This window comes from Dietzia sp. 2505, assembly GCF_040546785.1.
GTDB lineage: Bacteria > Actinomycetota > Actinomycetes > Mycobacteriales > Mycobacteriaceae > Dietzia.
The window spans coordinates 400,972-426,914 of record NZ_JBEPON010000002.1 but is presented as its reverse complement, the minus strand read 5'-3'; the positions used below and the strand labels follow the sequence as shown (position 1 = coordinate 426,914).

Genomic DNA, 25,943 nt, shown 5'->3' with positions numbered 1-25,943 from the left:
TATGCGTCTCGCCCGTATCGCCCACCCGCAGGGATTCGCCTTCGTCGAGGTCCGCGGGGATGTCGCCGATCCCGCCGCCCTCACCTGCGCGGAGATCTCCGAACACCCCTTCGGCACCCCCGAGTTCACCGGCCGCGAATGGCCGCTGGCCGACGTCCGTCTGCTCGCTCCGATCCTCGCCTCCAAGGTGGTGTGCGTCGGTAAGAACTACGCGGAGCACGCCGAGGAGATGGGGTCCGAGGCGCCCGCCGAGCCGTTGATCTTCCTCAAGCCCAACACCTCGGTGGTCGGCCCCGAGGCCGGCATCGCGTACCCGCCCAGTTCCGAGCGGGTGGACCACGAGGGCGAGCTGGCCGTGGTGATAGGTCAGCCCTGTCGCGACGTCTCGGCCGCCCGGGCCCACGAGGTGATCCTGGGCTACACCTGCGCCAATGACGTGACGGCGCGCGACCAGCAGCTCGCGGACGGACAGTGGACGCGCGGGAAGGGGTACGACACCTTCTGCCCGCTGGGCCCCTGGATCGTCACCGACCTCGACCCCAACGGACTCGACGTCCGCACCACCCTGCACCACCCGGACGGGTCCTCGGAGGTGCGCCAGGACGGCAACACCTCCCAGTTCATGCACACCGTCGGGGAGATCATCGAGTACGTCAGCAGGGTCATGACGCTGCTCCCGGGCGACGTCGTGTTGACGGGGACCCCGGCCGGAGTCGGCCCGATGCTCCCCGGCGACCGGGTCACCGTGGAGATCGAGGGGATCGGGGCGCTGACCAACCCCGTCGTCGACAGGTAGGTCGGCTCCTGACCCGCCTGACGGTCCATGCCCGGTCAGGGGAATCCGGTCACACGGCGCCCAGCGCGGTGAGGACCGTGCGGAGCTTGGCGGCGGTCTCGGCCACCTCGTCGTCGGGGTCGGAGTCGGCGACGAGCCCCCCGCCCGCCCAGGCGATCGCCCCTGAACGATCGGCGTCGATCTCCGCGCAGCGGATGGTGACCATCCAGTCGCCGTCGCCGCCCGCGTCCGCCCAGCCCACCGCGCCGGAATAGAAGCCCCGCCGGCCCTCGAGCCCCGCGATCACCCGCCGAGCCTCATCGGTGGGGGTTCCGCACACGGCGGGGGTGGGGTGGACGGCCAGCGCGAGGTCGAGCGCCGTCGTCCGCGGGTCGGCGACCCGTCCACGGATCCGCGTCCCCAGATGCCACATCTCGCGGGTGGAGGTGAGCGACGGGTGCTCGGGGATCCGGAGATCCCGGCAGAGGGGGGCGAGCGCGGTCGCCAGGGAGTCCACCACGAACGCGTGCTCGGCGGCGTCCTTGCCCGAGGCCTGCAGTGCTCGTCCCGAGGCCTGGTCCACCGAGGTGTCACGGGAACGGGGGGCGGATCCGGCGAGCGGATGGCACTCCACGACGTCACCGCGTCGGCGGACGAGGAGCTCCGGGCTCGACCCCACCAGGACCCTGCCGGAATGGTCCCCACCGGCGGGGGACAGGTCGACCAGGAAGCCATCGGCCGACGGGCTCGAATCGATGAGTGCCGCACACACGGCGTGAGGGTCGATCGGGTCCTCTGCGAGCAGCCGGACCGCGCGCGCGAGCACCACCTTGTCCAGTCCACCGGCCCGGATACCGGCGACCGCGGTGGACACCCGTCTCCGGTGGGCCCCGGTCGAGGGCAGTTCCTCGACGACGCGGGCGCGCGTGCGGATCGAACGGAAGTAGGCGGGGGGCTCGAGTGGGCCGTCGGTCCGGACCACGATGTCGGGCTCGACCAGTGCGGCCGGGGCGTCCGGCTCGAACCCGATGGCGCCCACCACCAGCCCGCAGTGTCCGGCCCGGAGGGCCAGCGCCGCGTCGGCGGGGTCGGGGAAGACGCGGAGGGAGCCCTGGGTCCGCAGCGATCCGGTGTGGCGGGACAGGAGGAAGTCCGGAGCGGTGACAGGCCTGGCGGCGTCGGGGTGGGGCCCTGACGCCACGGCTCGCCTCCCTCGACTCCGATGTGCGTGGATCGCGCGCGAGTGGCGGGCCACGGGTACCCGCCGATCCTAGGCCGGTCCTGCGCGGGGGTGCGAGCCGGGACCGTCACTAGGATGGTGCGCATGACAGCCCCAGACGTCCGCGTCCGCTTCTGCCCGTCGCCCACCGGTACTCCTCATGTGGGGCTCGTCCGGACGGCGCTGTTCAACTGGGCTCACGCCCGGCACACGGGCGGGACCTTCGTCTTCCGCATCGAGGACACCGACGCCGCACGCGACTCGGAGGACTCGTACCAGGCCCTGCTCGACGCGCTGCGGTGGCTCGGACTGGACTGGGACGAGGGTCCGGAGGTGGGCGGTCCGTACGCGCCCTACCGCCAGTCCGAACGACGCGACCAGCACCTCGATGTGGTGCGCAGGCTAGTCGACGCCGGTGAGGCCTACGAGTCCTTCTCGACCGCCGACGAGGTCGAGGCGCGCCACCGGGCGGCCGGGCGCGACCCCAAACTGGGGTACGACGGCTTCGACCGTGACCTGACGGAGGAACAGAAGCAGGCCTACCGGGACGAGGGCCGAGGCGCCGTGATCCGGCTGCGGATGCCGGACGAGGACCTCGGGTGGGACGACCTCGTCCGCGGGGAGACCGTGTTCAAGGCCGGCACCGTTCCGGACTTCGCGCTCACCCGGGGCAACGGGATCCCGCTGTACACCCTGGTCAACCCGGTGGACGACGCGCTCATGCAGATCACCCACGTCCTGCGCGGCGAGGACCTGCTCAGTTCGACCCCCAGGCAGATAGCGCTCTACCGCGCGCTGACGAGGATCGGGGTGGCCGATCGGGTCCCCGAGTTCGGGCATCTGCCGTTCGTCATGGGCGACGGCAACAAGAAGCTCTCCAAGCGGGATCCGGAATCGGATCTGTTCCTGCACCGCGACCGGGGGATGCTGCCCGAGGGGCTGCTCAACTATCTCGCGCTGCTCGGCTGGGGACTGTCGGACGACCGCGACGTGTTCTCCCTGCAGGAGATGGTGGACGCCTTCGAGGTGCGCCAGGTCAACGCCAACCCTGCTCGGTTCGACCAGAAGAAGGCCGATGCGATCAACGCCGAGCACATCCGGCGGCTCCCGCCGGAGGAGTTCGCGCGGCGCCTGAGGGACTTCCTGGAGGCGCACCCGTCCGAGGACGGCCTGACGCTCCCCGCGGACCTGGACGGCGATCGCTGGGCGGTTGTGGCGGACCTGTTGCAGACCCGCATCGTTGTGCTGTCCGACGCGTGGGACCTCATCCGCTTCCTGGTGGTGGACGAGTCGGAGTTCGCAGTGGACCCCAAGTCCGCGGCCAAGAATCTCAAGGCCGATTCGCGCGAGGTGGTGGACGCGGCGGTGGCAGCACTGGAAGCCGTGCCGGAGTGGTCCACCCCCGCGATCGAGGCTGCGCTCTCCGGTGCGCTGGTCGACGAGCTCGGGATCAAGCCGCGCAAGGCCTACGGGCCGGTCCGCGTCGCGGTGACCGGATCGCACATCTCCCCGCCGCTGTTCGAGTCGCTGGAACTGCTGGGTCGCGAGGTCACACTGGCCCGCCTGCGGGCCGCGCCCATTGCTGAATGACCAGGCGATTTGCTATTCACCCTCGGTGCTTTGATAGTCTCTTCGAGGTCGCCCCGCACGGGGCGGACAAGTGAATACAGTGGCCTATGGTGTAATTGGCAACACAGCGGTTTCTGGTACCGTCGTTCTAGGTTCGAGTCCTGGTAGGCCAGCTGAGCGCGTCGCAGCGCTCACTGCAGCGGTTCCTCGCGGAATCGCGTCCTGAGCCCCCGTCGTCTAGCGGCCTAGGACGCCGCCCTCTCACGGCGGTAGCGTGGGTTCGAATCCCATCGGGGGTACACATGAGAACGCCCGGAGCATCATGCTCCGGGCGTTCTCGCTTTTCGGCGGGGTTCCCGCCGATCGGGGTTCTCTCCCAGCATTGTGTCCCCGCCCACCGGGGTTCTCGCCCCTAGCGGTCCTCTCCGTCCCGGTGTGTCCCACGTCCACTGCTCTCCGCGCCGTCGGATGCGAGACGGGGTCCCGTCATAAGACGGTCGCCACCTCTGTGGGCTCCCTCTGCTCGGCACCCACCCGCTCGGCACCCACCCGCTCGGCACCCACCCGCTCGGCACCCACCCGCTCGGCACCCACCCGCTCGGGCCCGTCAACCCGACCCCGCCCTCGCAGCCGGATGAGGTGCCGTGCGTGCTGGTCGAGGGCACGGTCCTCCTCGGTCAGCGGGGTCCAATGGGGGACCGGGGTGGGTCTGAGATCGGGGCCCAGAGCCGCGCACACGGCCAGGCAATGGGTCGTCAGCACCCGATCCGGTGACGTGGGCTCACCGGATCGGACGTGGACGGACACGTGCATCGTCTCGTGACCGGTGTGCAGGAGCCTGGCCTCCACCTCGACGACGTGGCCGATCTTCACGGGGTGGTAGAAGCGCACACCGCCGGCGTACACGGAGGTGCACGGGGTGCCCGACCAGTGGGTCGCACACAGGTTCGCGGCGTCGTCGATCCACGACATGATGCGCCCGCCGTGCACGTTGCCGCCCCAGTTCACGTCACCGGGGGCCGCGAGGAACCGCAGGGCCGATCGGGGTGCGGTTCCCGCGTCGGAGTAGGTCTGGACGGCCATCGCGTCCTCGATGTCCTTCCGCAGTGCGATGCGCATCACCGCCTCGTCGGACTCGTGGACCTCCAGCCGGGAGGCGGGCCGCCAGGACCGCACCGGGGTGGGCCTCCCCGCGCGGACGGCGATGAAGACGACCAGGCACTCCGCGCAGTGCCGGTAGTCGAGGGTCACGGGATCGCAGGCCCGGACGTCGCACTGGATGTGCATCGAGGTCGAGCCCGTGTGGACCAGTCGCGCGGACACCTCGACGAGTTCCCCGGCCTCGATCGGCCGCGAGAAACGGACATTGCCGACATACGCGGTGACGGCGTACCCGCCGGACCACACCGCGGCCTGGGCGTACGCGGCCTTGTCGATCCACTCGAGGATCCGGCCGGTGTGCACCTGGTTCCCGGTGCCGACGTCGGTCGGGGCGGCGAGGAAACGCAGGACGGTCTCTCGGGGAGTGTTCACGCTGGGCAAGCTATCGCCGTCGCGTAACGGGGCGGTTGCCGCGCGTGTGGATCTCGTGTCGGTGTGCTCACCCCGGTCCGGCGGCGCAGTGAGCACGCTGCCCGGTCGGTGCGGTCGATCCGCCGCGACGGTCAGTCGACGGTCTCCTTGAGTGGGTCCTCCCGGATGAACAGCAGCAGCACCGTGGCGATCAGCAGGAGGGGGACCACGACGAGGAAGATCGGCACCAGGGCGTCGTTGTACGACCCCACGATCGCGTCGTGCAGGGGCCCCGGGAGGCCGGCGAGGATCTCCGGGCTCATCGAGTTCGCCGCGCCGGAGCCCTCGGCGAACGACGAGGCCATCTCGGCCCCCGCCGGTCCCATCGTCGCTGCCGCATCCGGGATCCGCTCGCCCATGAGGTCTGCCAGACGGCTGACGAAGAGCGACCCCACGATCGCCGACCCCAGCGTCCCGCCGATCTGGCGGAAGAAGTTGTTGGACGCGGTGGCGGTCCCGACCATCGACACGGGGAACGAGTTCTGGACGATCAACACGAGCAGCTGCATGCACAGGCCCAGGCCGAAGCCGAACACGAAGAGGACCGCTCCGAGGTGGAGGAGGGTGTCGGAGGCCTCGAGGGAGCTGATGAGCCACAGGCCCACGGACATGATGACCGTCCCGACCACGGGGTACCACTTGTAGCGGCCGGTACGGCTCACGATGTTGCCCACGACGATGGAGGTTCCCATCATCCCCGCCATCATCGGGGTCATCATCAGGCCGGCGTCGGTCGGCCCGAGCCCGTGGACCATCTGGATGTAGGTGGGCAGGTACGTGATCGTCCCGAACATCGCCACGCCGATGATGAGCCCGGCGGCAGTGGAGAGCGCGAAGTTGCGTTCGGCGAACAGGGTCATGGGGATCAGCGGGTGCGGCGAGCGCAACTCGACGAGGACGAACGCCGTGGCGCAGATCAGGAACAGCGCGGAGAGGCCGAGGATCACGGGGTCGGTCCACGTGTAGCGGTTACCGGCCCACGAACAGACGAGGATGAGCGCCGTCGTGGCCGTGACCATGAGGACGGTGCCCGGCCAGTCCGTGCTGCGGCCCGTGCCGCGGGTGGGCAGCTTCAGGTAGAGGACTGCCACCACGAGGGTGAGCAGGCAGATCGGTAGGTTGAACCACAGTGCCCAGCGCCAGCCCGGGCCCTCGGTGAAGAATCCGCCCAGGAGCGGACCGAGGATCGACGACAGTCCGAAGACGGCCCCCATGACCCCCATGTACCGGCCCCTCTGCCGGGCGGGGACGACATCGGCGACGATGGCCTGGGACAGCACCATCAGGCCGCCACCTCCCAGGCCCTGGATCGCGCGCGAGACGATCAGGATGTCGATGCTCCACGAGAGGGCGCCGAGTACGGAGCCGCCGAGGAACAGCAGGATGGCGACGACGAAGAGCGGTTTTCGGCCGATCTGGTCGCCGAGCTTGCCGTACACGGGAAGCCCGATGGTCATGGTCAGGAGATAGACGGTGATGACCCAGCTCATCTTGTCGACCCCGCCGAGGTCCGCGACGATCGTGGGCAACGCGGTGGCGAAGATCATCTGGCCCAGTGACACGATGAGCATCCCGAGCAGCAGGGACGTGAAGACCAGCGGCACATTGTGGGATACCGGAGCCGGTCCGGTGGGTTCGCGCTCGTCCGTGGCGATCGAGCTGGTGTCGTTCATGCTGGTGTCGTTCATGACGTGGTTCCCGTGGTCTCAGGAGAGGTGGTCCCGGTCGGTGTGGTCCCGGCCGGTGTGGCGTCGGAGGGCGCGGTGACGAGAAGTGCGAGCTGCCGGAGGGCGAGGGCACACTCGGCGTCGAGGTCGGCGAACGTCGCGGCCTCCCGGGTCAGCCAGGTGGACAGCCCGAGGTTGGCCGAGGCGGCCACGAGAGCCACGTAGGCACGTGCCTCCGCCCTCGCCGCGACCCCGTCGAGGCGGCGCAGGGCCGGGTGACGCTCGAAGTGCTCGGTCACGAGGTCCACCAGGCGGAGCTGGAAACGAGAAGACGCGGTCACGCGGGCCACCCCGAGGTCTGGGTCGGCCCGGAAGATCTCCGCTCGACGGTGGGCCAGGGTCGCGGTCTGGGCGTCGTCCGCGATCCGCGCGGCCGCGAACGCCGCGAGGAACAGCCGAAGGAGCGCCCCGGGGACGTCCGGGTCGGCCGCGTCGAGGAACTCGCGGCGGCCCGCGAGTGGGACGTCCCGGGGCGGCGAACCGATGACGGCGGCCTCCTTCGAGGGCACGTAGTTGAAGAACGTGCGCTTGGAGACCTGGGCGGCGGCGCAGATCTGGTCCACCGTCACACAGTCGTACCCGTGCTCGAGCACGAGGGAGGTCGCGGCGTCCTCTATGGCGAGCATCGTGGCGCGGCGTTTGCGCTCGCGGAGGGAGTCGGGTTCCGGCGGTGAGGTCACCAGGGGAGTCTACAGAAAAGTAGACCGAGTGCATATTTGCACCGGGTGAACGGCGATCGGCCCGCCGATTTTGTGGAGCGCCGGTCGGGTCGCTAGAGTCGAGGCGTACCAGGCCCCCGTCGTCTAGCGGCCTAGGACGCCGCCCTCTCACGGCGGTAGCGTGGGTTCGAATCCCATCGGGGGTACTCAGTGACATGTCCCGGTTGCTCGCGCGAGCGAGGAGCCGGGACATCGCGTATTTGAGGACGTGAGACCATTCCTCCGTGCACTCTCGTCGCGACGTCCTCCGACTGGCGCTCGGCGCCGGAGCCGGGCTGGCGGCCCTGTCCGCGTGCGGGGCGGTGGGGGAGTCTACGACGAGCCCGACCACCACGTCGGGTGACCCGATGTCCCCGCCGAGTCCCGTCCGCACCCCGACCGACGACCCACCGGTCCGGCGCGTGATGCCCCTGTCCTCCGCTGACCTGGACGTCGTGCTGGCCCTGGGGCTGGAGCCGGAAGCGGCATGGGCAGCCGACGGGACGGGGCCCCGCCCGTGGCGGGACCGGCCGTCCCCGCCCGCGCCGGACTGGGGTGGCCCGGGGCTCCCCAGTCTGCGCTCCCTCCTGCCGTTCGGGGTCGATGCCTTCGCGCTCGCCGCGGCGGACGTCTCCGAGTCCCAGCTGCGGGGGTTCGAGCAACTCGCCACGGTCATCGTGGACCCAGACGGCCGTCCGGGGTGGCGGACGCACCTCGAGGTGGTGGCCGAGGCCGTCGACCGCGACCCGGACCGGGTCGCCGCCGTCGCCGAGGAGGCGCTGGAATCGTGGACCCGGGGGCAGCGGAGGCTCGGGGTCGGCGCCCTCGTCGTCGTCATCGGCACCGGCGCCCGCCCCGACACCCCCGTCGCCACCCTCCACGACGGTGCGCCGTTCGCGAAGGAGATCCGCGATCTGGGTGTCGACGTGATCTCCCACCCGGAGCCCGTCCCGTACCGGGAGCTGAGGCGACCGGGCGTTCAGGTGGTCCGGGTGGATCCGCGCGACGGCGACCTCGTGTCGGCCGTGCGTCAACCGAGCCTCAGCAGCCTGCCGTGGGCGCTCGGCCGACTCGTCGAGGGGCGACGGCCCGCCTGAGCACCGGGACCTACAGCCTCTTGTGGATCGCCTCGGCGGCGGCGAGGAGGTCAGCCGCCCAGCGCACCCCGGGGCGTCGACCGATGCGGTCCACCGGGCCCGAGACGGAGATCGCGGCCACGACGCTGCCACCGGCGTCCCTGATGGGGGCGGAGATGGAGGCGACGCCGGCCTCGCGCTCGGCCACGGACTGGGCCCACCCGCGCCGCCGCACCTCGGCGAGCTGGCGCTCGGTGTAGGCCGCGTCCACCAGCAGCGCGCGCTGGGTGGCGGGGTCGGCCCACGCCGCCAGGACCTTCGCGCCCGAACCCCGGCTCATGGGCAGGATGGCACCCACGGGGACGGTGTCCCGCAGACCGGTGGGGGGCTCGGCGGAGGCCACGCAGATCCGCCGGTCGCCGTCGCGGCGGTACACCTGGACGCTCTCCTCCGTGGCCTCGCGGAGGCGGGGTAGGACGGAGGACGCGGCCTCCGCCAGGGAGTCCGCGGCGTGCGCGGCGAGCGTGGCCAGGCCCGGGCCGAGGCTCCACACGCCGGCATCGTCCCGGGAGAGGAGCTGGTGGATCTCGAGGCCCACCGCGAGCCGGTGGGCGGTCGCCCGGGGGAGTCCGGTGCGCTCGCAGAGGTCGGCCAGGACACACGGCTGCTCGGCCACCGCGTGGAGCACCGTCATGGCTTTGTCGAGGACTCCGATCCCGCTATACTGTCTCACAGTTCGACTATAGCGTCCTACATGGTGAGAATCCATCGGTTCCATCCCGGGGCGTGGACTGGAGGCGTGATGAGTGTGACACCGTCCGGCGGTGCCCGGGGCCGAACCCTGGCGGAGAAGGTCTGGGATGACCACGTCGTGGTCAGGGGCGAGGGTGAGGGCGAAGCCCGACAGCCGGACCTCATCTACATCGATCTCCACCTCATCCACGAGGTCACCAGTCCGCAGGCCTTCGACGGGCTCCGTCTGGCGGGCCGCGGCCTGCGCCGGCCGGACCTCACCCTGGCGACCGAGGACCACAACGTCCCGACCGACATCGTCGGCGGGGCCGTCAACCTCATCGCAGACCGCGTCTCGCGGACCCAGATCGAGACACTGCGCACCAACTGCGCGGAGTTCGGGGTCCGGGCGTACCCGATGGGTGACCCGGGGCAGGGCATCGTCCACATCATCGGGCCCCAGCTCGGCCTGACCCAGCCCGGCATGACCGTCGTGTGCGGGGACTCGCACACCTCGACCCACGGTGCGTTCGGCTCCATCGCGATGGGTATCGGGACGTCCGAGGTCGAGCACGTCATGGCCACCCAGACACTGTCCCTGCGGCCGTTCAAGACCATGGCCGTCACCGTCACCGGCGAACTGCAGCCGGGCGTCTCCGCCAAGGATCTCATCCTGGCCGTCATCGCCCAGATCGGCACGGGCGGGGGGCAGGGGTACATCATCGAGTACCGCGGCGAGGCCGTCGAGAAGCTCTCGATGGAGGCGCGGATGACCGTCTGCAACATGAGCATCGAGGCCGGCGCCCGGGCCGGGATGATCGCCCCGGACCAGACCACCTACGACTACCTGAAGGGGCGGCCACACGCCCCCGCCGGGGAGGAGTGGGACGCCGCCGTCGAGTACTGGACCGGTCTGCGGACCGACGACGACGCGGTGTTCGACGCCGAGGTGGTGATCGACGGCTCCGCCCTCACCCCGTTCGTCACCTGGGGGACCAACCCCGGCCAGGGTGTGCCCCTCGGGTCCACCGTCCCGCACCCGGAGTCGTTCGGGGACGAGAGCGACCGTGTCGCCGCCGAGGGCGCGCTCGAGTACATGGACCTCGAGGCCGGCACCCCGTTGCGCGACGTCCCGGTCGACGTCGTCTTCGTGGGCTCGTGCACCAACGGGCGTATCGAGGACCTCCGGACCGTGGCGGAGATCATCGACGGCCGCGCGGTCGCCGACGGTGTCCGGATGCTGGTCGTCCCGGGATCGATGCAGGTGCGCCAGTTGGCCGAGCAGGAGGGCCTGGACAAGGTGTTCACCGCGTTCGGCGCCGAATGGCGTCAACCGGGGTGCTCGATGTGCCTCGGGATGAACCCGGACTCACTCGAGCCCGGCCAGCGCTGTGCCTCGACCTCCAACCGCAATTTCGAGGGCCGCCAGGGCAAGGGCGCCCGTACCCACCTCGTCAGCCCGGCGGTCGCCGCGGCCACGGCCGTCGTCGGCCGACTGGCCTCCCCCGCCGATCTCGAGCCCGCGAAGGGGGCCTGATCATCATGGAGCCGATCACCACCCACACCGGCATCGGGGCCCCGCTGCACCGGTCCAACGTGGACACCGACCAGATCATCCCCGCCGAGTACCTCAAGCGGGTCACCCGCACCGGGTTCGAGGACGGGCTGTTCTCGTCCTGGCGGGCGAACGAGCCCGACTTCGTGCTCAACCGTTCCCCGTACGACCGCGCCTCCGTGCTCGTGGCGGGTCCGGACTTCGGCACCGGTTCGTCGCGGGAGCACGCGGTGTGGGCCCTGAAGGACTTCGGATTCCGCGTCGTCATCTCCTCGCGCTTCGCCGACATCTTCCGTGGCAACTCCGGCAAATCCGGTCTGGTGGCCGCGCAGGTCGAGCAGCAGAACGTCGACCTGCTCTGGAAGGTCATGGACGAACGTCCGGGCCTCGAGTTGACCGTCGACCTGGGGACCCGGACCGTGACCGCGGGTGACGTGACCGTCCCGTTCGAGATCGACGACTACACCCGTTGGCGTCTCATGGAAGGTCTCGACGACATCGGGCTCACCCTCCGGCAGGCCGATGCCATCGCGGAATTCGAGGAGCGCAGGCCGACCTTCAAGCCCGTCACCACCCTGCCCGGTCGCGGCTGATCGTCCGGCCACGGAGTCGCGCCCGGAACGCTCCCCGTGACGGCAACGTGTGAGTATGCTTATATTCCGTATGACGCGGTGCTCTGCCGCGTCGGCGTACTCACCCTAAGGGGGATCCCTCGTGAACAAGGCCGACCTGATCGCCGAGCTGGCGGAACGGATGGACGGAGACCACCAGCTCGCCACCGAGGCGCTGGAGAACACTCTCGACATCATCGTGCGGGCGGTGGCGGCCGGAGAGTCCATCACCATCATGGGATTCGGCATCTTCGAGAAGCGCGCACGGGCGGCGCGGGTCGCGCGCAACCCGCACACCGGTGAGTCCATCCCGGTACCACCCACGTACTCGCCGGCCTTCCGGCCCGGGCAGTATTTCAAGTCCGTCGTCCAGGGCACCGAGACCCTCCCCGAAGGGCGCCTCGCCGCCAAGCGGTCCAGTTCACACCAGTCATTCGGAGGTGTCGGGAAGAACGGTGTCAACCACCGCGACAAGGTCAGCTGAGCGACTGACTCACCGCACGGGGAGCGGGCTCGGATAGTAGTCGGCGAACACCAGGGTCCCGCCGTCGAAACCCAGCCCCCAGGTCCCGGACTTCTTGGTCGAGGTGTCCCCCACGTCGATACCGGCCAGCTCGGCCAGATCCCCCAGGAGGCCGGGAATCGCGGTCCCCTGAGAGCTCACCGCCGCCACCCCGTCGCCGCCGGCGATCTCGATCAGGCGGGCGCGGGCGGTGACGGGATCGTCCAGGTACGCCTCGTCGGTCAGTGCCGGCTCGGTTGTGACCCCGACCCCGAGCTCGTCGGCGAGTGGGCCCAGGGTCTGCTGGCAACGCACCCGGGGGGCGCTGTGGAGCCTCCGGACGCCGAACGCCCTGAGCATCGGGACCAGGAGCTCGGCCTGGGTGCGTCCGGCCTTGTCGAGTGGGCGCGACGAGTCGTCACCACTCCATTCCGAGCGGCTGCCCGCCTTGGCATGTCTGACCAGCAGGAGGACCGAATCCACCGGCCGGGCCGCGGCGAACCGCGTGAGGATCTTGCGGTCCAGCGCGTACGAGACCAGGTCCTTGGCCTCGTCCACCGGGAGCCACCGGATGTCGTCGACCTCGGAGTTGGGCTCGAAGCCGCCCCCGGACGCGAGCGCGGACCAGTAGGTGACCTCCTTGCGGGTGTTCTCCTTGAGCGGGTACGCGGTGGTCCCGATCCTGGACTCGAGCGCCGCGGAGAACCCGGTCTCCTCCGCGATCTCCCGCACCGCGGTGACGGGCAGCGACTCGCCGGGATCGACCTTGCCCTTGGGCAACGACCAGTCGTCGTACCGGGGGCGGTGGACCACGGCGCAGCGGGCCGCCCCCCCGTCCATGCGGTACAGGACGGCCCCGGCCGCGGGGACCACCCGGACGCTGGTCCGGCCGCCGTTCGACTTCCTGCTCATCGGTCCCGGAACCCCGCGTGGACGGAGGCCATACGTTCCTGGTGGTCGACCGAGGCGGACCGGTCCCCGGGGGCGGGCATCCGCGCCCACGAGGCGTCGGGTCTCAGGTGGAAGCTGCGTGTGGCCGGGTCGAGGGCGGAGTCGAAGATGCGGTGGATCTGACCCTTGAGCCGGGGGTCGGTGACGGTGGTCATCACCTCGACCCGGCGGTCGAGGTTCCGGTGCATCATGTCGGCGCTGCCGATGAGCACCTCGTCCGCCCCGCGGAAGTTGAGGATCCGCGAGTGCTCGAGGAAGCGTCCGAGGATCGAGCGGACGTGGATGTTCTCGCTGAGCCCGGGGACCCCGGCGCGCAGGGCACAGATCCCGCGGACCACGATGTCCACCTGCACGCCCGCCTGGGAGGCCCGGTAGAGGGCGTCGATGATCTGCTCGTCGACCAACGCGTTGGCCTTCAGCCGGATCCCCGCCTCGCGCCCCTCGGCCGCGAAGCCGATCTCGCGGTCGATCCGCTCGATGATCCCCGAGCGGATCCCCTCGGGGGCCACGAGCAGTCGTCGGTACTTGGAGACGTTGGAGAACCCGGTGAGGTGGTTGAACAGGTCCGTCAGATCGGACACGACGTCCTCGTCCGCGGTGAACAGCCCCACGTCCTCGTACAGGCGGGCCGTCTTGGGGTTGTAGTTGCCGGTGCCGATGTGGGCGTAACGCTGCAGCCTGTCGCCCTCCTTCCGGACCACCAGGCACGTCTTGCAGTGGGTCTTGAGTCCCAACAGGCCGTACACCACGTGGACCCCGGCCTGCTCGAGCTCGCGCGCCCAGCGGATGTTGTTCTGCTCGTCGAAACGGGCCTTGATCTCCACCAGCGCCACGACCTGCTTGCCGGCCGCCGCGGCGTCCACGAGAGCGTTGACGATGGGGGAGTCGCCGGAGGTCCGGTACAGGGTCTGTTTGATCGCCAGTACGTTCTCGTCCGCGGCAGCCTGTTCGATGAACCGCTGGACGGTGGTCGCGAACGAGTCATAGGGGTGCTCGACCAGGACGTCGCCCTCCTGGAGGGACGCGAAGATGTTCCGGGCGGTCTCGCGCTCACCGAATGCCGGGGGGGTGGCGGGGACCATCGCCGGATCCTTGAGGTCGGGCATGTCCAGACCGTGGATCTGCCACAGCCCCGTCAGATCGAGCAGTCCCGAGAACCGGATCACGTCCTCGGAGTCCACGTCGAGTTCGTGCTGCAGGATCCGGAGCATCCGCGGCGTCATGTCCTCGGCGATCTCCAGCCGCACGGCGGAGCCGAAGCGGCGGCGGGCGAGTTCGCGCTCGAGCGCCTGCAGCAGGTCCTCGTCCCGGTCCTCCTCGACCTCCATGTCCGCGTTACGGGTCACGCGGAAGACGTGGTGCTCGACCACCTCCATGCCCTGGAACAGATCGCCGAGGTGGGCCGCGATGATCTCCTCGGCGGGCACGAACGAGTACTCGTCCTCCGCGTCCCGGGCGACCCTGACGAACCGGGGCACGTTGTGGGGGATCTTGACGCGGGCGAAGTGCTCCTGCCCCGAACCGATGTCCCGGATGATCACCGCCAGGTTCAGGCTGAGGCCGGAGATGTAGGGGAAGGGGTGTGCCGGGTCGACGGCGAGCGGCGTGAGGACGGGGAAGATCGAGTTCCTGAACAACTCCGCCAGGGAGAACCGCTCGTCGGCGGTGAGCTCGCCCCAGGGCAGGATCCTGATCCCGTGCAGCTCGAGTTCGGGCCTGATCTCGTCGTGGAACAACCGGGTCTGCTCGTCGCAGAGCTCGCGGGTCCGGACACTGATCCGGCCGAGCTGCTCGGCGGGCGTCTGGCCGTCCGCGGACCTGACCGACAGCCCCGTCTTGTCGCGGCGCTTGAGGCCGGCCACCCGCACCATGTAGAACTCGTCCAGATTCGACGCGAAGATCGCGAGGAACTTGGCCCTCTCGAGTAGCGGCAGGTCCTTCTCGCCCGCCAGGGCCAACACTCGTGCGTTGAAGTCGAGCCAGCTGAGTTCTCGGTTGAGGTAGCGGTCACGGGGTCGGGGGAGTTGCTCGAGCACGGTGTCGTCTGCGGTCACCGGACCATTGTGGCCGATACCCCGGCGGAGTGAGCACGTTGACTCACAGAGGGGGTCCTCAGAACGGCCGCGGTGGCCTCACCGACGGCGCGTCCGGTCAGTTCCAGGACGTCCTCGGGGGTGTCGACGTCGCGACCGGCCGCGCCCGAGGGGTCGGCCCCGCCGAGCGGGACGGCACCACCCTCGGACAGGTGTCGGGCGGCGGAGTCGGGCCCGAACCGGGGCACGCGCACACCGGCGGAGCCGGTCCAGAACGCCATGGTCGTCCCGGATCCACGATGGTCGGGCACGATCGAATGCGGGTGCCGGGCGGCGACCGCGAGCACCCGGGCGAGTTGAGGGGGCCCGAGTTCGGGCAGATCCGCGGTCACCACGCCGACCGGGCCGGGTACGCCGTGGATCGCCTCGGTGAGCGCCGCGTTGAGCGGGTCGCCGTCCGGGCGTCCCGGCGGGTCGACCGGCTCCGGGACGATCTCGACCGGGAGGAGGCGGGCCAGCGCCGCCACATCGGGATCCGAGGTCACCACCCGCACCCGGGAGACACCGGGCGTCGCGACGCAGGTCCGGAGAACGTCCGCGGCCATCGCGAGGGCGAGGGCCCGCCTGTCGGACGCGGGCAGAGCGCGGGCGAGGCGGCTCTTGGCGCGGTCGAGGGCCTTGACGGGGACGACTATCGTCCACCCGCCGTCAGTCGCCCCGTGATCCGACACCGTACTCATCGACCGCCATCCTGCCAGCAGACCCTCGCGAGCGCGCCGCGCCGGGTAGCGTTTGCACACGATCCACCGGCGATGGCCCGGGTGGGGGACGACGAGCCGGGAGGCGAAATGGCGCGGGTCGCGGTGATGGGTGCGGGGTCGTGGGGGACCGCCGTCGGCAAGGTGCTCGCGGACGCGGGGTCGGAGGTGGTCATGTGGGCCCGCCGGGACGAGGTGGCCCACGGGATCAACGAGCGGCACTGTAACGAGAAGTACCTGCCGGACATCGTCCTGCCCGCGACGGTCACCGCCTCGACGGACCCGGCCGAGGTGCTCGCCGGCTCCCACGAGGTCGTCCTGGCCGTCCCGTCGCAGAGCCTGAGGGGGAACCTGGAGAAATGGGTCGACCTCCTCGAGTCGGACGCCGGGGTCATCTCCCTGGCGAAGGGCATCGAGACGGGGACGCTGATGCGCATCAGCGAGGTCGTCGCCGAGGTCACCGGGTTGACAGGGGACAGGATCGCCGCGTTGTCCGGCCCCAACCTCGCGAGAGAGATCGCCGAGGGTCAGCCGGCGGCGACCGTGATCGCCTGTACGGACGTCGACCGGGCGGCCCGCCTGCAGGACGCGTTCTCCACCCCCTACTTCCGTCCCTACACCAACACCGATGTGGTGGGGTGCGAGATCGGTGGCTCCACCAAGAACGTCATCGCGCTGGTGTGCGGGATCGCCACCGGGATGGGCCTGGGCGACAACACCATGGCCACTCTCGTCACCCGCGGGTTGGCGGAGTCGACGAGGCTCGGGGTGGCGCTCGGCGCCAACCAGATGACCTTCGCCGGACTGGCGGGGCTCGGCGACATGGTCGCCACGTGCACCTCACCGCTGTCCCGCAACCGGACCTTCGGTGAACGACTGGGCAAGGGTGAGACCCTGGAACAGGCGCAGGAGGCCACGAACGGGCAGGTCGCGGAAGGGGTCAAGTCCTGCACGTCGATCCGTGCGCTCGCCCGACAGGTGGGCGTCGAGATGCCGCTCACCGAGGCCGTCCACGAGATCTGCCACGAGGGCGGCGACGCCGTCGAGGTGGCGGTGCGCCTCATGAGACGGAGCACCAAGCCCGAGTAGCCTCGGCCCGGTGAATCGCATCACCGTTGCCGTCCTCTACGGCGGCCGCAGCACGGAACACTCCGTGAGCTGCGTGTCCGCCGGCGCCGTCATGGCACATCTCGACCGATCCGTCTACGAGGTGATCCCCGTCGGGATCACCGGATCGGGGAGATGGACCCTGGGTCCCGACGACGTGTCGGACCTGCGGATCGTCGACCGCGTCATGCCGGAGGTCGACCCGGGGCGACCACAGGTGGCACTCGGACTGTCCTCGGACGACCGGGGGGTCCTGCGGTACGTGGACGGGGAGCGAGCCGGTGAGCAGGCCGCCCGCGTGGACGTGGTCTTCCCCGTCATGCACGGCACCCATGCGGAGGACGGCACCGTCCAGGGACTCCTCGAGCTCTCGGGGATCCCCTACGTGGGGCCGGGGGTGTTCGCCAGCGCGGCCGGTATGGACAAGGAGTTCACCAAGGTCGTGCTGGGGGCGGCGGGTCTGCCGATCGGTGAGCAGGTGGTGCTGCGTCCCGGGGCCGCGACGCCGCCGCAGGCGGAACTGGACAGGCTCGGGCTGCCGTTGTTCGTCAAGCCCGCCCGCGGTGGCTCGTCCATCGGGATCACCAAGGTCTCCCGCGCGGGAGACCTCGACGCGGCCATCGCCGAGGCCCGCAGATTCGACCCCAAGGTGATCGTCGAGGCCGCCATCGTGGGCCGAGAGGTCGAATGCGGTGTCCTGCAGTACCCGGACGGTCGGGTGGAGGCGAGCCTGCCCGCCGAACTGCACATCCCCGGTGAGCCCACCGGTCTGGAGGGCGAGACCGAGGGCGACTCCTTCTACGACTTCGACACCAAGTACCTCGACGACGTCTGCACGTTCGACCTGCCGGCGCTGCTCCCCGCCGCGGACACCGATCGGCTGCGCACCCTGGCCGTCGAGGCGTTCCACGCCCTGGACGCCCGTGGACTGAGCCGGGTCGACTTCTTCGTCACCGAGCACGGTCCGGTGATCAACGAGGTCAACACCATGCCAGGGTTCACCCCGATCTCGATGTACCCGCAGATGTGGGCGGCCTCCGGCGTCGACTACCGGACCCTGCTCGACACTCTCGTGCGGACCGCGCTCGCCGGCTGCTGACCCCGGGGGTCAGCCGATCGGCGCGGGCCGCGGTTCGACGGCCTCGAGACCGGCGGTGAGGGCGTCGGAGAGATCCTGGATCGGACCCGTGCCGCCGGTCGCGGGGAGAGTGACCGCGATGTACTCCGGTCGGTCGACGGCGACCCAGGTGGACGAGGTCACAGCGGGGTCCGGGTCCGGTTCGTTGAACCACTGGACGCCGTTGACCTCCTGGAGCGACACCCCGACGGTGAAGGTCGGCGGGGCGGGGAGGCCGCAGCGGACGACGACGGTCTGGGCGTCGGGCAGCCGGTACGCCGCGGCGCCCGGCGGGGCGGGCTCGACGAACGCGACCCGGTTCGCCTCACCGAGGGTGTCCGGGAGGGACTCCACCAGCGACAGACACACCGCGGAGTCGGCCCCCGGGGCCGGGATGGTCACCGCGGTCACGGGCTCGCTCGCGGCGGACTCGGCCGCCTCGTCCCGGACGTCCCGCACCAGGACGAGCACCACGGCGAGCAGCACCAGCGGGATGAGGACCGCCGCGATCACCACGAGGGGCGAGACCGGCGGGCGGTGGCCCCCGCCGTCGGCTGACCGGCCGTCCGGTGTCCCCGGCCCCGGGACGCGCGCGTCGTGACCGTCGCCCGAGACCGTGTCCGTGTTGCCCACCTCGAGGGGTCCTCTCTCCCGCGGTCGGCCGCCCGGGGTGGCGGCCGCTAGCCTGTCGGCAACGCTACAGACACCCGCCGGTCCTCCCGGCGCCTGACCTCCGAGGACGCCGATGAGCCCTGCGACCGAACGGCCACTGACCGTCGCGGAGGTGGGGGAGGCCGGGGTGCTGGCGGTGTTGAGCGGTCCGGGGGACGCGCACACCGGGGACCCGGTGGGCAACGGGGACGACGCCGCCGTCCTCGGTCCGGCCGCGGCGACGGTGGTGACGACCGACATGCTGGTCGAGGGGACCCACTTCCGCCTGGACCTGACCACCTGGAGGGACATCGGTCGCCGCGCCGTCGCCCAGAACGTCTCCGACGTCCTGGCGATGGGCGCCGAATGCTCCCGCGTTCTCGTGGCCCTGGCGGTGCCCGGGGAGACGACGATGGAGCAGATCGGGGAGCTGGCCGCCGGGATCCACGGGGAGGCCGCGCGATCCGGTGCCGTGGTGGTGGGCGGTGATCTCACCAGCGCCCACCTCGTCGTCGTCAGTGTCACCGCGATGGGCACCCTCCCGGACGGCGCGTGCCCCCTGCGGATCGACGGCGCCGCCCCCGGCGACCGGGTGGCGCTGACCGGTGAACCCGGTCGCTCCGCGGCGGGGTTGGCACTGCTGCTGGCGGGCCACACCGAGGGCCCCCTGCAGCAGGCCCACCGGGTCCCCGTGCCCCCGATCGGTTCCGGGAGGGCCGCCAGACTCGCCGGCGCCAGTGCGCTCACCGACGTCAGCGACGGCCTGATGCGCGACCTGTCGGGGATGGCGCGGGCCTCCGGCGTCGCGGCGGACCTCGTCGTCGACGCGCTCCCCGTCGACCCCCGCCTGGGCGAGGCCGCCGCCGCCCTGGGTCTCCCCGATCCGGAGGCGCGGATCGCGGACTGGATCCTCGACGGCGGTGAGGACCACGGTCTGCTGGGCACCTTCCCGCCCGGGACCGCCGTCCCCCCGGGCTTCACCGTCATCGGGACGATCCACGAGGGGGACCCCGGAGCCGTGTTTCTCGACGGGCACCCGCGGACCCCCGGGGGCTGGGACTCCGCGCGGGGGGCGAACTAGGCTGGCCACATGGCTGTCTACGCACTCGGAGACCTCGAACCCGACATCGCCCCCGACGCCTGGGTGCACCCCGACGCGGTGGTGATCGGCCGCGTCCGCCTGGGACCGGGCGTGTCCGTGTGGCCGACCGCCGTCCTCCGCGGCGACTACGGGCGCATCGAGGTCGGCGCCATGACCAACATCCAGGACGGCACGATCGTCCACTGCACGGAGTCGGAACCGACGGTGTTCGGGGAGCACTGCATCGTGGGGCACAACGCGCACATCGAGGGGGCGAGCATCGGCGACGGAGCCCTGATCTCCTCCGGTTCGATCGTGCTGAACGGCGCCGTGATCGGTGCCGGGGCGGTCGTCGCCGCCGGGTGTCTGATCCCGCCACGGTTCGAACTGCCCGCCGCGCGCATGGCCATGGGAGCCCCCGCGCGGATCCGCGAGGGGTACGAGGTGGACCCGGCGATGCTCGAGGGGAACACGCAGAAGTACCACGACAACGCGATGCGGTACCGCTCCGAGCTCCGACGGATCGACTGACCGGTGGCGGGCGACCAGTCGGCTCGGCCTCCGCTGGGGGAGGTCGTCGGCCCGGGGTGGGCGAGCGCATTGGCGCCGGTGGAGGACCGCATCCACCGGATGGGCGACTTCCTCCGCGAGGAGGACTCCGCGGGCCGCGGATACCTCCCGGAGGGGAACAGGATCCTGCGTGCCTTCACCCAGCCGTTCGACGACGTCCGCGTTCTGATCGTGGGTCAGGATCCGTATCCGACGCCCGGGCACGCCGTCGGCCTGAGCTTCGCCGTGGACGGTCACGTCCGCCCCCTGCCGCGGAGCCTGGTCAACATCTACCGGGAGTACTCCGACGATCTGGGACTACCGGCCCCCCGGCACGGCGACCTGAGCTCCTGGGCCGCGAGCGGGATCCTCCTGCTCAACCGTGTCCTCACGGTGGCGCCGGGGCAGCCGGCCTCCCACCGAGGGAAGGGATGGGAGCAGGTCACCGGGCGCGCGATCGAGGCTCTGGTGGAGCGCGACCGTCCGCTGGTGGCGATTCTCTGGGGGCGCCAGGCACAGTCCCTGGAGCCGATGCTCGGTGACTCCCCGGTCATCGCCTCCGCCCACCCCTCGCCCCTGTCGGCCTCGCGCGGGTTCTTCGGTTCCCGGCCGTTCAGCCGCGCGAACGACGAGTTGCACCGGCTCGGCGTGGACCCCGTCGACTGGCGACTGCCGGAGCTGCCGGAGCAGACGTAGAGCCGCGCTCAGGCACCACCGAAGCGCGGGCCGCGCTCAGGCACCACCGAAGCGCGGGGCGCGCTTGGCGACGAACGCGTCCACTCCTTCGATCCCGTCGGGCGACACCGCGAGCGCCGCGATGGAGTCCCGCTCGGCGTCGAGCTGTTGCGCGAGAGTCCTCTCGCCGGACCGTCGCAACAGCTCCTTGGTGGCGGCGAATGAGGCACGCGGGCCCGCCGCGAGGCGGACCGCCAGCTCACGAGCCGCGGTGGAGACGTCGTCCTCGGTGAAGGTGGTGAGCAGTCCGATCCCGTAGGCCCGCGCCCCGTCCACCGGCTCGTTGCCCAGGATGAACGCCCGGGCCGCCGCGGGCCCGATCGCGCGGGGCAGCCGCCAGGACATCCCACCGTCCGGTGACAGGCCGATTCCCGGGTAGGCCGCGAGCAGGCGGGTGTCCGGACCCCCGACGGAGAAGTCGGCGGCCAACGCGAGGGACAGTCCGGCCCCCGCGGCCCAGCCGGCCACCGCGGCCACCACCGGCACGGGTGCCTCCTCCAGTTGCCTGACCACCCCGTGCAACCGGTCGGCCAGTTCGCGGACGTGCTCCGAGCGGTCCTCGGCCGCGGCGAAACCGGGCACGTTCCCACCCGCGCAGAAGTTCCTGCCCAGGCCCACCAGGAGGATCGCTCCGGCATCGATCTCGCCGGCGAGGAGAGCGGTCAGGGCGGTGCCGGCCTGGGTGACGGCGTCGGAGTCCAGCGAGTTCCCCCTGCCCTCGAGGGAGATGGGGATGGTGAGCACACCGTCCTCGAGCGTGATGAGGGGGGTGGCGTTCAGGGCAGTGGTCATCTGGGCTCCAGGGAGTGGTACGGGCCGTCTCGGCCTGTTCGACGGCTGTCGCAAGGTGAGGGTACTAGGCTTGGCCGCGCCGACCGACGGAGTCGGACCGTTGGGGTGGACGGACGCCGAGGAGGGGTGATGGCACAGGAGTCGACGAGTGTCGAGGAGCGACCGTCATCACTGGACGCCCACGGACTCCTGGGGTGGGCGCGTCGGTGCGTGGAACATCTGGCGACCCACCGCGAGGAGATCAACGCCCTCAACGTTTTCCCGGTCCCGGACTCCGACACCGGGACCAACCTGCTCTACACGATGAGAGCCGCGGTCGACAGGGCCGAGGGCGAGGAGGCGTGGATCTCCGAGGGTGGGGGAAGTGCCGGCGCCCGCGAGATAGCCGTGGCGCTCGGTCACGGGGCCGTCCACGGTGCGCGCGGCAACTCCGGCGTCATCCTGTCCCAGGTGCTCCGGGCGGTCGGCGAGGCCGCGACCTTCACCGTCGTCGACGCCTCCACCTACCGTCGAGCGCTCCGGACGGCGGTGACCCTCGTCGACCATGCGCTCAGCGATCCGGTGGAGGGCACCATCGTGACCGTGCTGCGGGAGGCCGCGGGGGGCGCCGGTAGGTCGTCGGCCACCTCACTCGTCGAGGTGGCACGCGCGGCCGCTGATGCGGGGGCGGAGGCCCTCGATCGCACCACGTCCCAGCTGCCCGCGCTGGCCCGGGCGGGGGTCGTGGACGCGGGCGGACGAGGCCTGCTGGTGTTGCTGGACACCATGGTCGAGGTGCTCGGGGGACAGGCGCCGGAGCGACCGGACTATTTCATCCCCGAGGACCCGTTCACCGAGCAGTCCGCGCAGTGTGACGGTACCGACGGTGGTGCCCCGGACTCCTCCGCCGACACCCGGTACGAGGTCATGTACTCACTGACCCATTCGGACGACGCGCGTGCCGACGAGCTCAGGTCCGCTCTCCGGACCCTGGGCGACAGCGTGGTGGTCGTGGGCGACGGCGGAACGGGGGACAACGCCCGCTGGGCGGTGCACGTCCACACCGACGACATCGGAACGGCGGTCGAGGTCGCACTCTCCCTCGGCCGGGTCACCGAGATCCGGGTGACGGACATGTTGGACCCGGTGGGCGCGAGCCCGCCGTCCGGGCACCGTCGACGGGACGGGTCCGGGGAGGGTGCGGACCGGACCGGGCGCGAACCCGAGCGGACGGTGGTGGCGATCGTCCCCGACGGTCCGCTCGCCGAACTGTTCTCGGGCGCGGGGGCGCGGACGGTCGATCCGGACGAGGGCGGGGTGATCGACGCGGTGCTGGCCCTGTCCTCGGACGAGTTGCTGGTGCTGCCCAACGGTGAGCTGTCCAGGGCACAGATCGGAGCACTCGACGCCGCGCTGCGCGACGTCGACGGCAACGCCCTCATCCTCCCGACGGGGTCGGTCGTCCAGGGGTTGGCCGCGTTGGCCGTCCACGACCCCTCGACCACGTTGTCCCTGGACGGGTTCGGGATGGCGGACGCGGCCGCGGCCACCCGGCACGCGCACCTGGTGCGGGCCGAACACGACGCGCTCACCCTGGTGGGTCGCTGCGCCGCCGGAGACCTCCTCGGCATGGTCGGCCACGACGTCGCCCTCATCGAGACGGACCCGGTGGACGCGGTGTGCGCGCTCGCCGACCGGTTGCTCTCGTCGGGCGGCGAACTCGTGACCCTGCTGCTCGGCGCCGACTACGACGATGCCGCGACACAGGAGGCGCTGACCCGGATCCGCAATGGTCACCCCGACGTCGAGGTGGCCGGATACGCGGCCGGGCCGGGCCGGGTGCTCGCGCACGTCGGGGTCGAATGACCGCGTTCGCCACCACGGACACGCCGCTGCAGGAGGTCCTCGACGCCGGACTGGCCGAGAGGATCACCACGGCGTTCGGCCACCGGACCGTCGGCGACCTGCTCCACACCCTTCCCCGTCGCTACCGCCAGCACGGGCAGCGCTACGACAGGCGCGAACTCGTCGACGGCGAGCGGGTGACGATCATCGGGACCGTCGCCACCGCCGCGACCCGGAACTACACCACCAAGCAGGGTCAGCCGCGGGAGATGCTCACTCTCACCGTGAAGGACGAGGACACCACGTTCAAGGTGGTCTACTTCGCCGGCCGCAGGATCAAGTTCATGCTCCCGGTGGGCACGGTGGCGATGTTCGACGGGACCGTGTCGCGGTTCCGTCAGTCCCTGGATCTCAAGCACCCCGAGTTCCTGGTCCTCCGATCGGTCGCCGGGCCCGGCGGCCAGCTCAAGGGTTCGGGAGACCTCGCCGCGCTCGCGCGCCTCTCGGCGGAGATCGACGCCGAGGGTGGCCCGAGTCTGTTCGACCGTCCGCTCCTGCCCATCTACTCGGCCAAGGAGAGCGTGACCTCGTGGGACCTGCTCGGCGCGGTCGTCACCGCGATCCGCGCCCTGGTCCCCGTGGTGGACCCCCTCGACGACACGGTCCTGGCGGCCGCGGGGCTCATGGGCCTCGACGAGGCGCTGCGCAAGGCCCACCTGCCGGAGAACGTCCAGGACGCCGACAGGGCCGGTTACCGGCTGCGGTTCGACGAGGCGATCGCACTGCAGCTGCTGCTGGGGGCCAGGCGTCGCTTCGTCGCCCGTGACCCGGCGCCGGCCAGCCCGGTGCGCGGGGACGGCGTCCGTGCCGCGATGGAGTCGCGGATGCCGTTCGAGCTCACCGCTGGGCAGCAGACCGTTCTCCGGGAGATCTCGGCGGACCTGACGCTCGACGAACCGATGAACCGCCTGCTCCAGGGGGAGGTCGGCTCCGGGAAGACGGTCGTCGGGCTGCTCGCGATGCTCCAGGTGGTCGATGCCGGACGCCAGTGCGTGATGCTGGCGCCCACCGAGGTCCTGGCCACCCAACACCACCGCTCGCTGACGGCCATGCTCGGTGATCTGGGGGAGCGGGGCCGACTCGGCGCCGCGGACCAGGCGACCCGGGTCGTGCTGCTGACCGGGTCCATGTCCACTGCCGAGCGCCGGGCGGCCCTGCTCGACATCGTCACCGGGGAGGCCGGGATCGTCGTGGGCACGCACGCGCTCATCCAGGACTCCGTCGACTTCTTCGACCTGGGGCTGGTCGTGGTCGACGAACAACACCGCTTCGGGGTGCGTCAGCGTGACCGGCTCCGCGCCAAGGGGCGGGACGGGATGGTCCCGCACCTGTTGGTGATGACGGCGACGCCGATCCCGCGGACCATCGCGATGACGGTGTTCGGCGACCTGGAGGTCTCCGAACTGGAGGAGCTGCCCGGTGGCCGCAGGCCCATCTCGACCTCCGTCGTGCCGGCCCGGGACAGGCCCCGATGGGTGGAGCGGACCTGGGAGCGGGTGCGGGAGGAGGTCGGGGCGGGTCACCGCGCGTACGTCGTGTGCGCGCGGATCGACGCCGACACCACCGACGCCCCGGACGGTGCCACGAAGGGAGGGGACGACGACACGGGCGGCGACAGGCCCCCGCTGGTCGCCGCCGTGGAGCTCCACCACTACCTGTCCACCGGGCCTCTCGCAGGACTGCGCATCGGCCTCATGCACGGGAGGCTGCCCCCCGAGGCGAAGGACGCGACCATGACCGCGTTCGCCTCCGGTGAGCTCGACGTACTGGTGTCGACGACCGTGATCGAGGTCGGGGTTGACGTACCGGAGGCCACCGTGATGGTGGTGATGGACGCCGACCGGTTCGGGGTGAGCCAGCTCCACCAACTCCGGGGCCGGGTGGGTCGGGGTGGCCTGCCCGGGCTCTGCCTGCTCGTGACCAACTCCCGGGAGGGGGGCAGGGCGATGGAACGTCTGAACGCCGTCGCCGCCACCACCGACGGGTTCCGGTTGGCCCAGCTCGACCTGCTCCAACGCCGTGAGGGTGACGTCCTCGGAGACGCACAGTCGGGGGCACTGGCCTCACTCCGGTTGTTGTCCGTCGTCGACGACGGCGAGGTCATCGAGATCGCACGCCGCCACGCCGAGGAGATCCTCGACTCCGACCCCGGGCTCGACACCCACCCTGCGTTGGCCGAGCGGGTCCGCCGACTGGCCGGCTCGGACGAGTCGGACTACCTGTTCAAGTACTGACCACCACCATCTCGA

At 71.0% G+C, this 25,943-nt stretch carries 23 protein-coding genes and 3 tRNA genes; 16 read left to right on the top strand and 10 right to left on the bottom strand.

Annotation, left to right across the window (positions count from 1 at the left end; translation table 11 throughout):
* The first annotated feature begins 1 nt into the window (after position 1).
* Positions 2-796 carry a fumarylacetoacetate hydrolase family protein gene (locus ABIE38_RS05715; protein ID WP_354054420.1) on the top strand — a complete coding sequence of 265 codons (795 nt, stop codon included), beginning with the start codon at positions 2-4 and terminating at the stop codon, positions 794-796.
* Positions 797-845: 49 nt separating this feature from the next.
* On the opposite strand, the gene ABIE38_RS05710 is transcribed toward ABIE38_RS05715, so the two are convergent.
* Positions 846-1,976, bottom strand: coding sequence for an isochorismate synthase (locus tag ABIE38_RS05710; protein ID WP_354054419.1), 1,131 nt, complete (start codon positions 1,974-1,976; stop codon positions 846-848).
* 123 nt (positions 1,977-2,099) lie between these two features.
* Here ABIE38_RS05710 and gltX point away from each other — a divergent pair, with 123 nt between their 5' ends.
* The 3 genes from gltX to ABIE38_RS05695 all read left to right on the top strand — a co-directional run bounded on the left by gltX (position 2,100) and on the right by ABIE38_RS05695 (position 3,862).
* Positions 2,100-3,584, top strand: coding sequence for a glutamate--tRNA ligase (gltX, locus tag ABIE38_RS05705; RefSeq protein ID WP_354054418.1), 1,485 nt, complete (start codon positions 2,100-2,102; stop codon positions 3,582-3,584).
* 80 nt (positions 3,585-3,664) lie between these two features.
* Positions 3,665-3,736, top strand: a tRNA-Gln gene (locus tag ABIE38_RS05700).
* Positions 3,737-3,789: 53 nt separating this feature from the next.
* A tRNA-Glu gene (locus ABIE38_RS05695) sits at positions 3,790-3,862 on the top strand.
* Positions 3,863-4,049: 187 nt separating this feature from the next.
* Here ABIE38_RS05695 and ABIE38_RS05690 read toward each other — a convergent pair.
* The 3 genes from ABIE38_RS05690 to ABIE38_RS05680 form a co-directional block, all read right to left on the bottom strand.
* On the bottom strand, positions 4,050-5,096 hold the full coding sequence (locus ABIE38_RS05690; protein WP_354054417.1) for an acyl-CoA thioesterase: 1,047 nt from the start codon (positions 5,094-5,096) through the stop codon (positions 4,050-4,052).
* Between the two features lie 131 nt (positions 5,097-5,227).
* Entirely contained in the window at positions 5,228-6,808 is a 1,581-nt protein-coding gene (locus tag ABIE38_RS05685; protein ID WP_502914732.1) for an MDR family MFS transporter, read from the bottom strand.
* An 11-nt stretch (positions 6,809-6,819) separates the two neighbouring features.
* Positions 6,820-7,542, bottom strand: coding sequence for a TetR/AcrR family transcriptional regulator (locus tag ABIE38_RS05680; RefSeq protein ID WP_354054415.1), 723 nt, complete (start codon positions 7,540-7,542; stop codon positions 6,820-6,822).
* Positions 7,543-7,654: 112 nt separating this feature from the next.
* On the opposite strand from ABIE38_RS05680, the gene ABIE38_RS05675 reads away from it, so the two are divergent.
* Together ABIE38_RS05675 and ABIE38_RS05670 are read left to right on the top strand one after the other, a co-directional pair.
* Positions 7,655-7,727, top strand: a tRNA-Glu gene (locus ABIE38_RS05675).
* Positions 7,728-7,805: 78 nt separating this feature from the next.
* Positions 7,806-8,657, top strand: a complete 852-nt coding sequence (locus ABIE38_RS05670; RefSeq protein ID WP_354054414.1) for a TroA family protein — start codon at positions 7,806-7,808, stop codon at positions 8,655-8,657.
* A gap of 10 nt (positions 8,658-8,667) precedes the next feature.
* On the opposite strand, the gene ABIE38_RS05665 is transcribed toward ABIE38_RS05670, so the two are convergent.
* Positions 8,668-9,369, bottom strand: coding sequence for an IclR family transcriptional regulator (locus ABIE38_RS05665; RefSeq protein ID WP_354054413.1), 702 nt, complete (start codon positions 9,367-9,369; stop codon positions 8,668-8,670).
* Positions 9,370-9,438: 69 nt separating this feature from the next.
* Here ABIE38_RS05665 and leuC point away from each other — a divergent pair, with 69 nt between their 5' ends.
* From leuC to ABIE38_RS05650, 3 genes are all read left to right on the top strand, one after another.
* A complete protein-coding gene (leuC, locus tag ABIE38_RS05660) occupies positions 9,439-10,905 on the top strand; it encodes a 3-isopropylmalate dehydratase large subunit (RefSeq protein WP_354054412.1) in 1,467 nt (488 codons plus the stop codon).
* 5 nt (positions 10,906-10,910) lie between these two features.
* On the top strand, positions 10,911-11,516 hold the full coding sequence (gene leuD / locus ABIE38_RS05655) for a 3-isopropylmalate dehydratase small subunit (RefSeq protein WP_354054411.1): 606 nt from the start codon (positions 10,911-10,913) through the stop codon (positions 11,514-11,516).
* A 121-nt stretch (positions 11,517-11,637) separates the two neighbouring features.
* Positions 11,638-12,018 carry an HU family DNA-binding protein gene (locus ABIE38_RS05650; RefSeq protein WP_182634965.1) on the top strand — a complete coding sequence of 127 codons (381 nt, stop codon included), beginning with the start codon at positions 11,638-11,640 and terminating at the stop codon, positions 12,016-12,018.
* Between the two features lie 9 nt (positions 12,019-12,027).
* Here ABIE38_RS05650 and ABIE38_RS05645 read toward each other — a convergent pair whose 3' ends face one another.
* Genes ABIE38_RS05645 through cofC form a run of 3 tightly spaced genes read right to left on the bottom strand, consistent with a single transcriptional unit; the run spans position 12,028 to position 15,760 of the window.
* Positions 12,028-12,948, bottom strand: a complete 921-nt coding sequence (locus tag ABIE38_RS05645) for an NUDIX hydrolase (protein WP_354054410.1) — start codon at positions 12,946-12,948, stop codon at positions 12,028-12,030.
* Positions 12,945-15,041: an RNA degradosome polyphosphate kinase gene (locus ABIE38_RS05640; RefSeq protein WP_354054409.1), complete on the bottom strand. Its 2,097-nt coding sequence runs from the start codon at positions 15,039-15,041 to the stop codon at positions 12,945-12,947. The genes ABIE38_RS05645 and ABIE38_RS05640 overlap by 4 nt, the downstream gene beginning before the upstream one ends.
* The gene (cofC, locus tag ABIE38_RS05635) at positions 15,038-15,760 is read right to left on the bottom strand and encodes a 2-phospho-L-lactate guanylyltransferase (RefSeq protein WP_354054408.1); all 723 of its coding nucleotides are present in this window, start codon (positions 15,758-15,760) and stop codon (positions 15,038-15,040) included. The genes ABIE38_RS05640 and cofC overlap by 4 nt, the downstream gene beginning before the upstream one ends.
* A gap of 108 nt (positions 15,761-15,868) precedes the next feature.
* Between cofC and ABIE38_RS05630 the strand changes: the two genes are divergently transcribed.
* Together ABIE38_RS05630 and ABIE38_RS05625 are read left to right on the top strand one after the other, a co-directional pair.
* Positions 15,869-16,867: an NAD(P)H-dependent glycerol-3-phosphate dehydrogenase gene (locus ABIE38_RS05630; RefSeq protein WP_354054407.1), complete on the top strand. Its 999-nt coding sequence runs from the start codon at positions 15,869-15,871 to the stop codon at positions 16,865-16,867.
* A gap of 10 nt (positions 16,868-16,877) precedes the next feature.
* A complete protein-coding gene (locus ABIE38_RS05625; RefSeq protein ID WP_354054406.1) occupies positions 16,878-17,984 on the top strand; it encodes a D-alanine--D-alanine ligase family protein in 1,107 nt (368 codons plus the stop codon).
* Positions 17,985-17,993: 9 nt separating this feature from the next.
* Here the strand turns inward: ABIE38_RS05625 and ABIE38_RS05620 are convergent, their stop codons facing one another.
* Entirely contained in the window at positions 17,994-18,635 is a 642-nt protein-coding gene (locus ABIE38_RS05620) for a DUF3515 domain-containing protein (protein WP_354054405.1), read from the bottom strand.
* Positions 18,636-18,747: 112 nt separating this feature from the next.
* On the opposite strand from ABIE38_RS05620, the gene thiL reads away from it, so the two are divergent.
* The 3 genes from thiL to ABIE38_RS05605 are packed head-to-tail and all read left to right on the top strand — an operon-like array spanning position 18,748 to position 20,979.
* On the top strand, positions 18,748-19,734 hold the full coding sequence (thiL, locus tag ABIE38_RS05615) for a thiamine-phosphate kinase (RefSeq protein ID WP_354054404.1): 987 nt from the start codon (positions 18,748-18,750) through the stop codon (positions 19,732-19,734).
* Positions 19,735-19,743: 9 nt separating this feature from the next.
* On the top strand, positions 19,744-20,265 hold the full coding sequence (locus ABIE38_RS05610) for a gamma carbonic anhydrase family protein (protein WP_354054403.1): 522 nt from the start codon (positions 19,744-19,746) through the stop codon (positions 20,263-20,265).
* Between the two features lie 3 nt (positions 20,266-20,268).
* Positions 20,269-20,979, top strand: coding sequence for a uracil-DNA glycosylase (locus ABIE38_RS05605; RefSeq protein WP_354054402.1), 711 nt, complete (start codon positions 20,269-20,271; stop codon positions 20,977-20,979).
* A 36-nt stretch (positions 20,980-21,015) separates the two neighbouring features.
* On the opposite strand, the gene ABIE38_RS05600 is transcribed toward ABIE38_RS05605, so the two are convergent.
* Complete coding sequence (locus tag ABIE38_RS05600) at positions 21,016-21,810, bottom strand: enoyl-CoA hydratase-related protein (RefSeq protein ID WP_354054401.1); 795 nt, start codon at positions 21,808-21,810, stop codon at positions 21,016-21,018.
* A gap of 129 nt (positions 21,811-21,939) precedes the next feature.
* On the opposite strand from ABIE38_RS05600, the gene ABIE38_RS05595 reads away from it, so the two are divergent.
* Positions 21,940-23,655, top strand: a complete 1,716-nt coding sequence (locus ABIE38_RS05595) for a DAK2 domain-containing protein (protein ID WP_354054400.1) — start codon at positions 21,940-21,942, stop codon at positions 23,653-23,655.
* Positions 23,652-25,928, top strand: a complete 2,277-nt coding sequence (gene recG, locus ABIE38_RS05590) for an ATP-dependent DNA helicase RecG (RefSeq protein ID WP_354054399.1) — start codon at positions 23,652-23,654, stop codon at positions 25,926-25,928. The genes ABIE38_RS05595 and recG overlap by 4 nt, the downstream gene beginning before the upstream one ends.
* Positions 25,929-25,943: the final 15 nt, after the last annotated feature.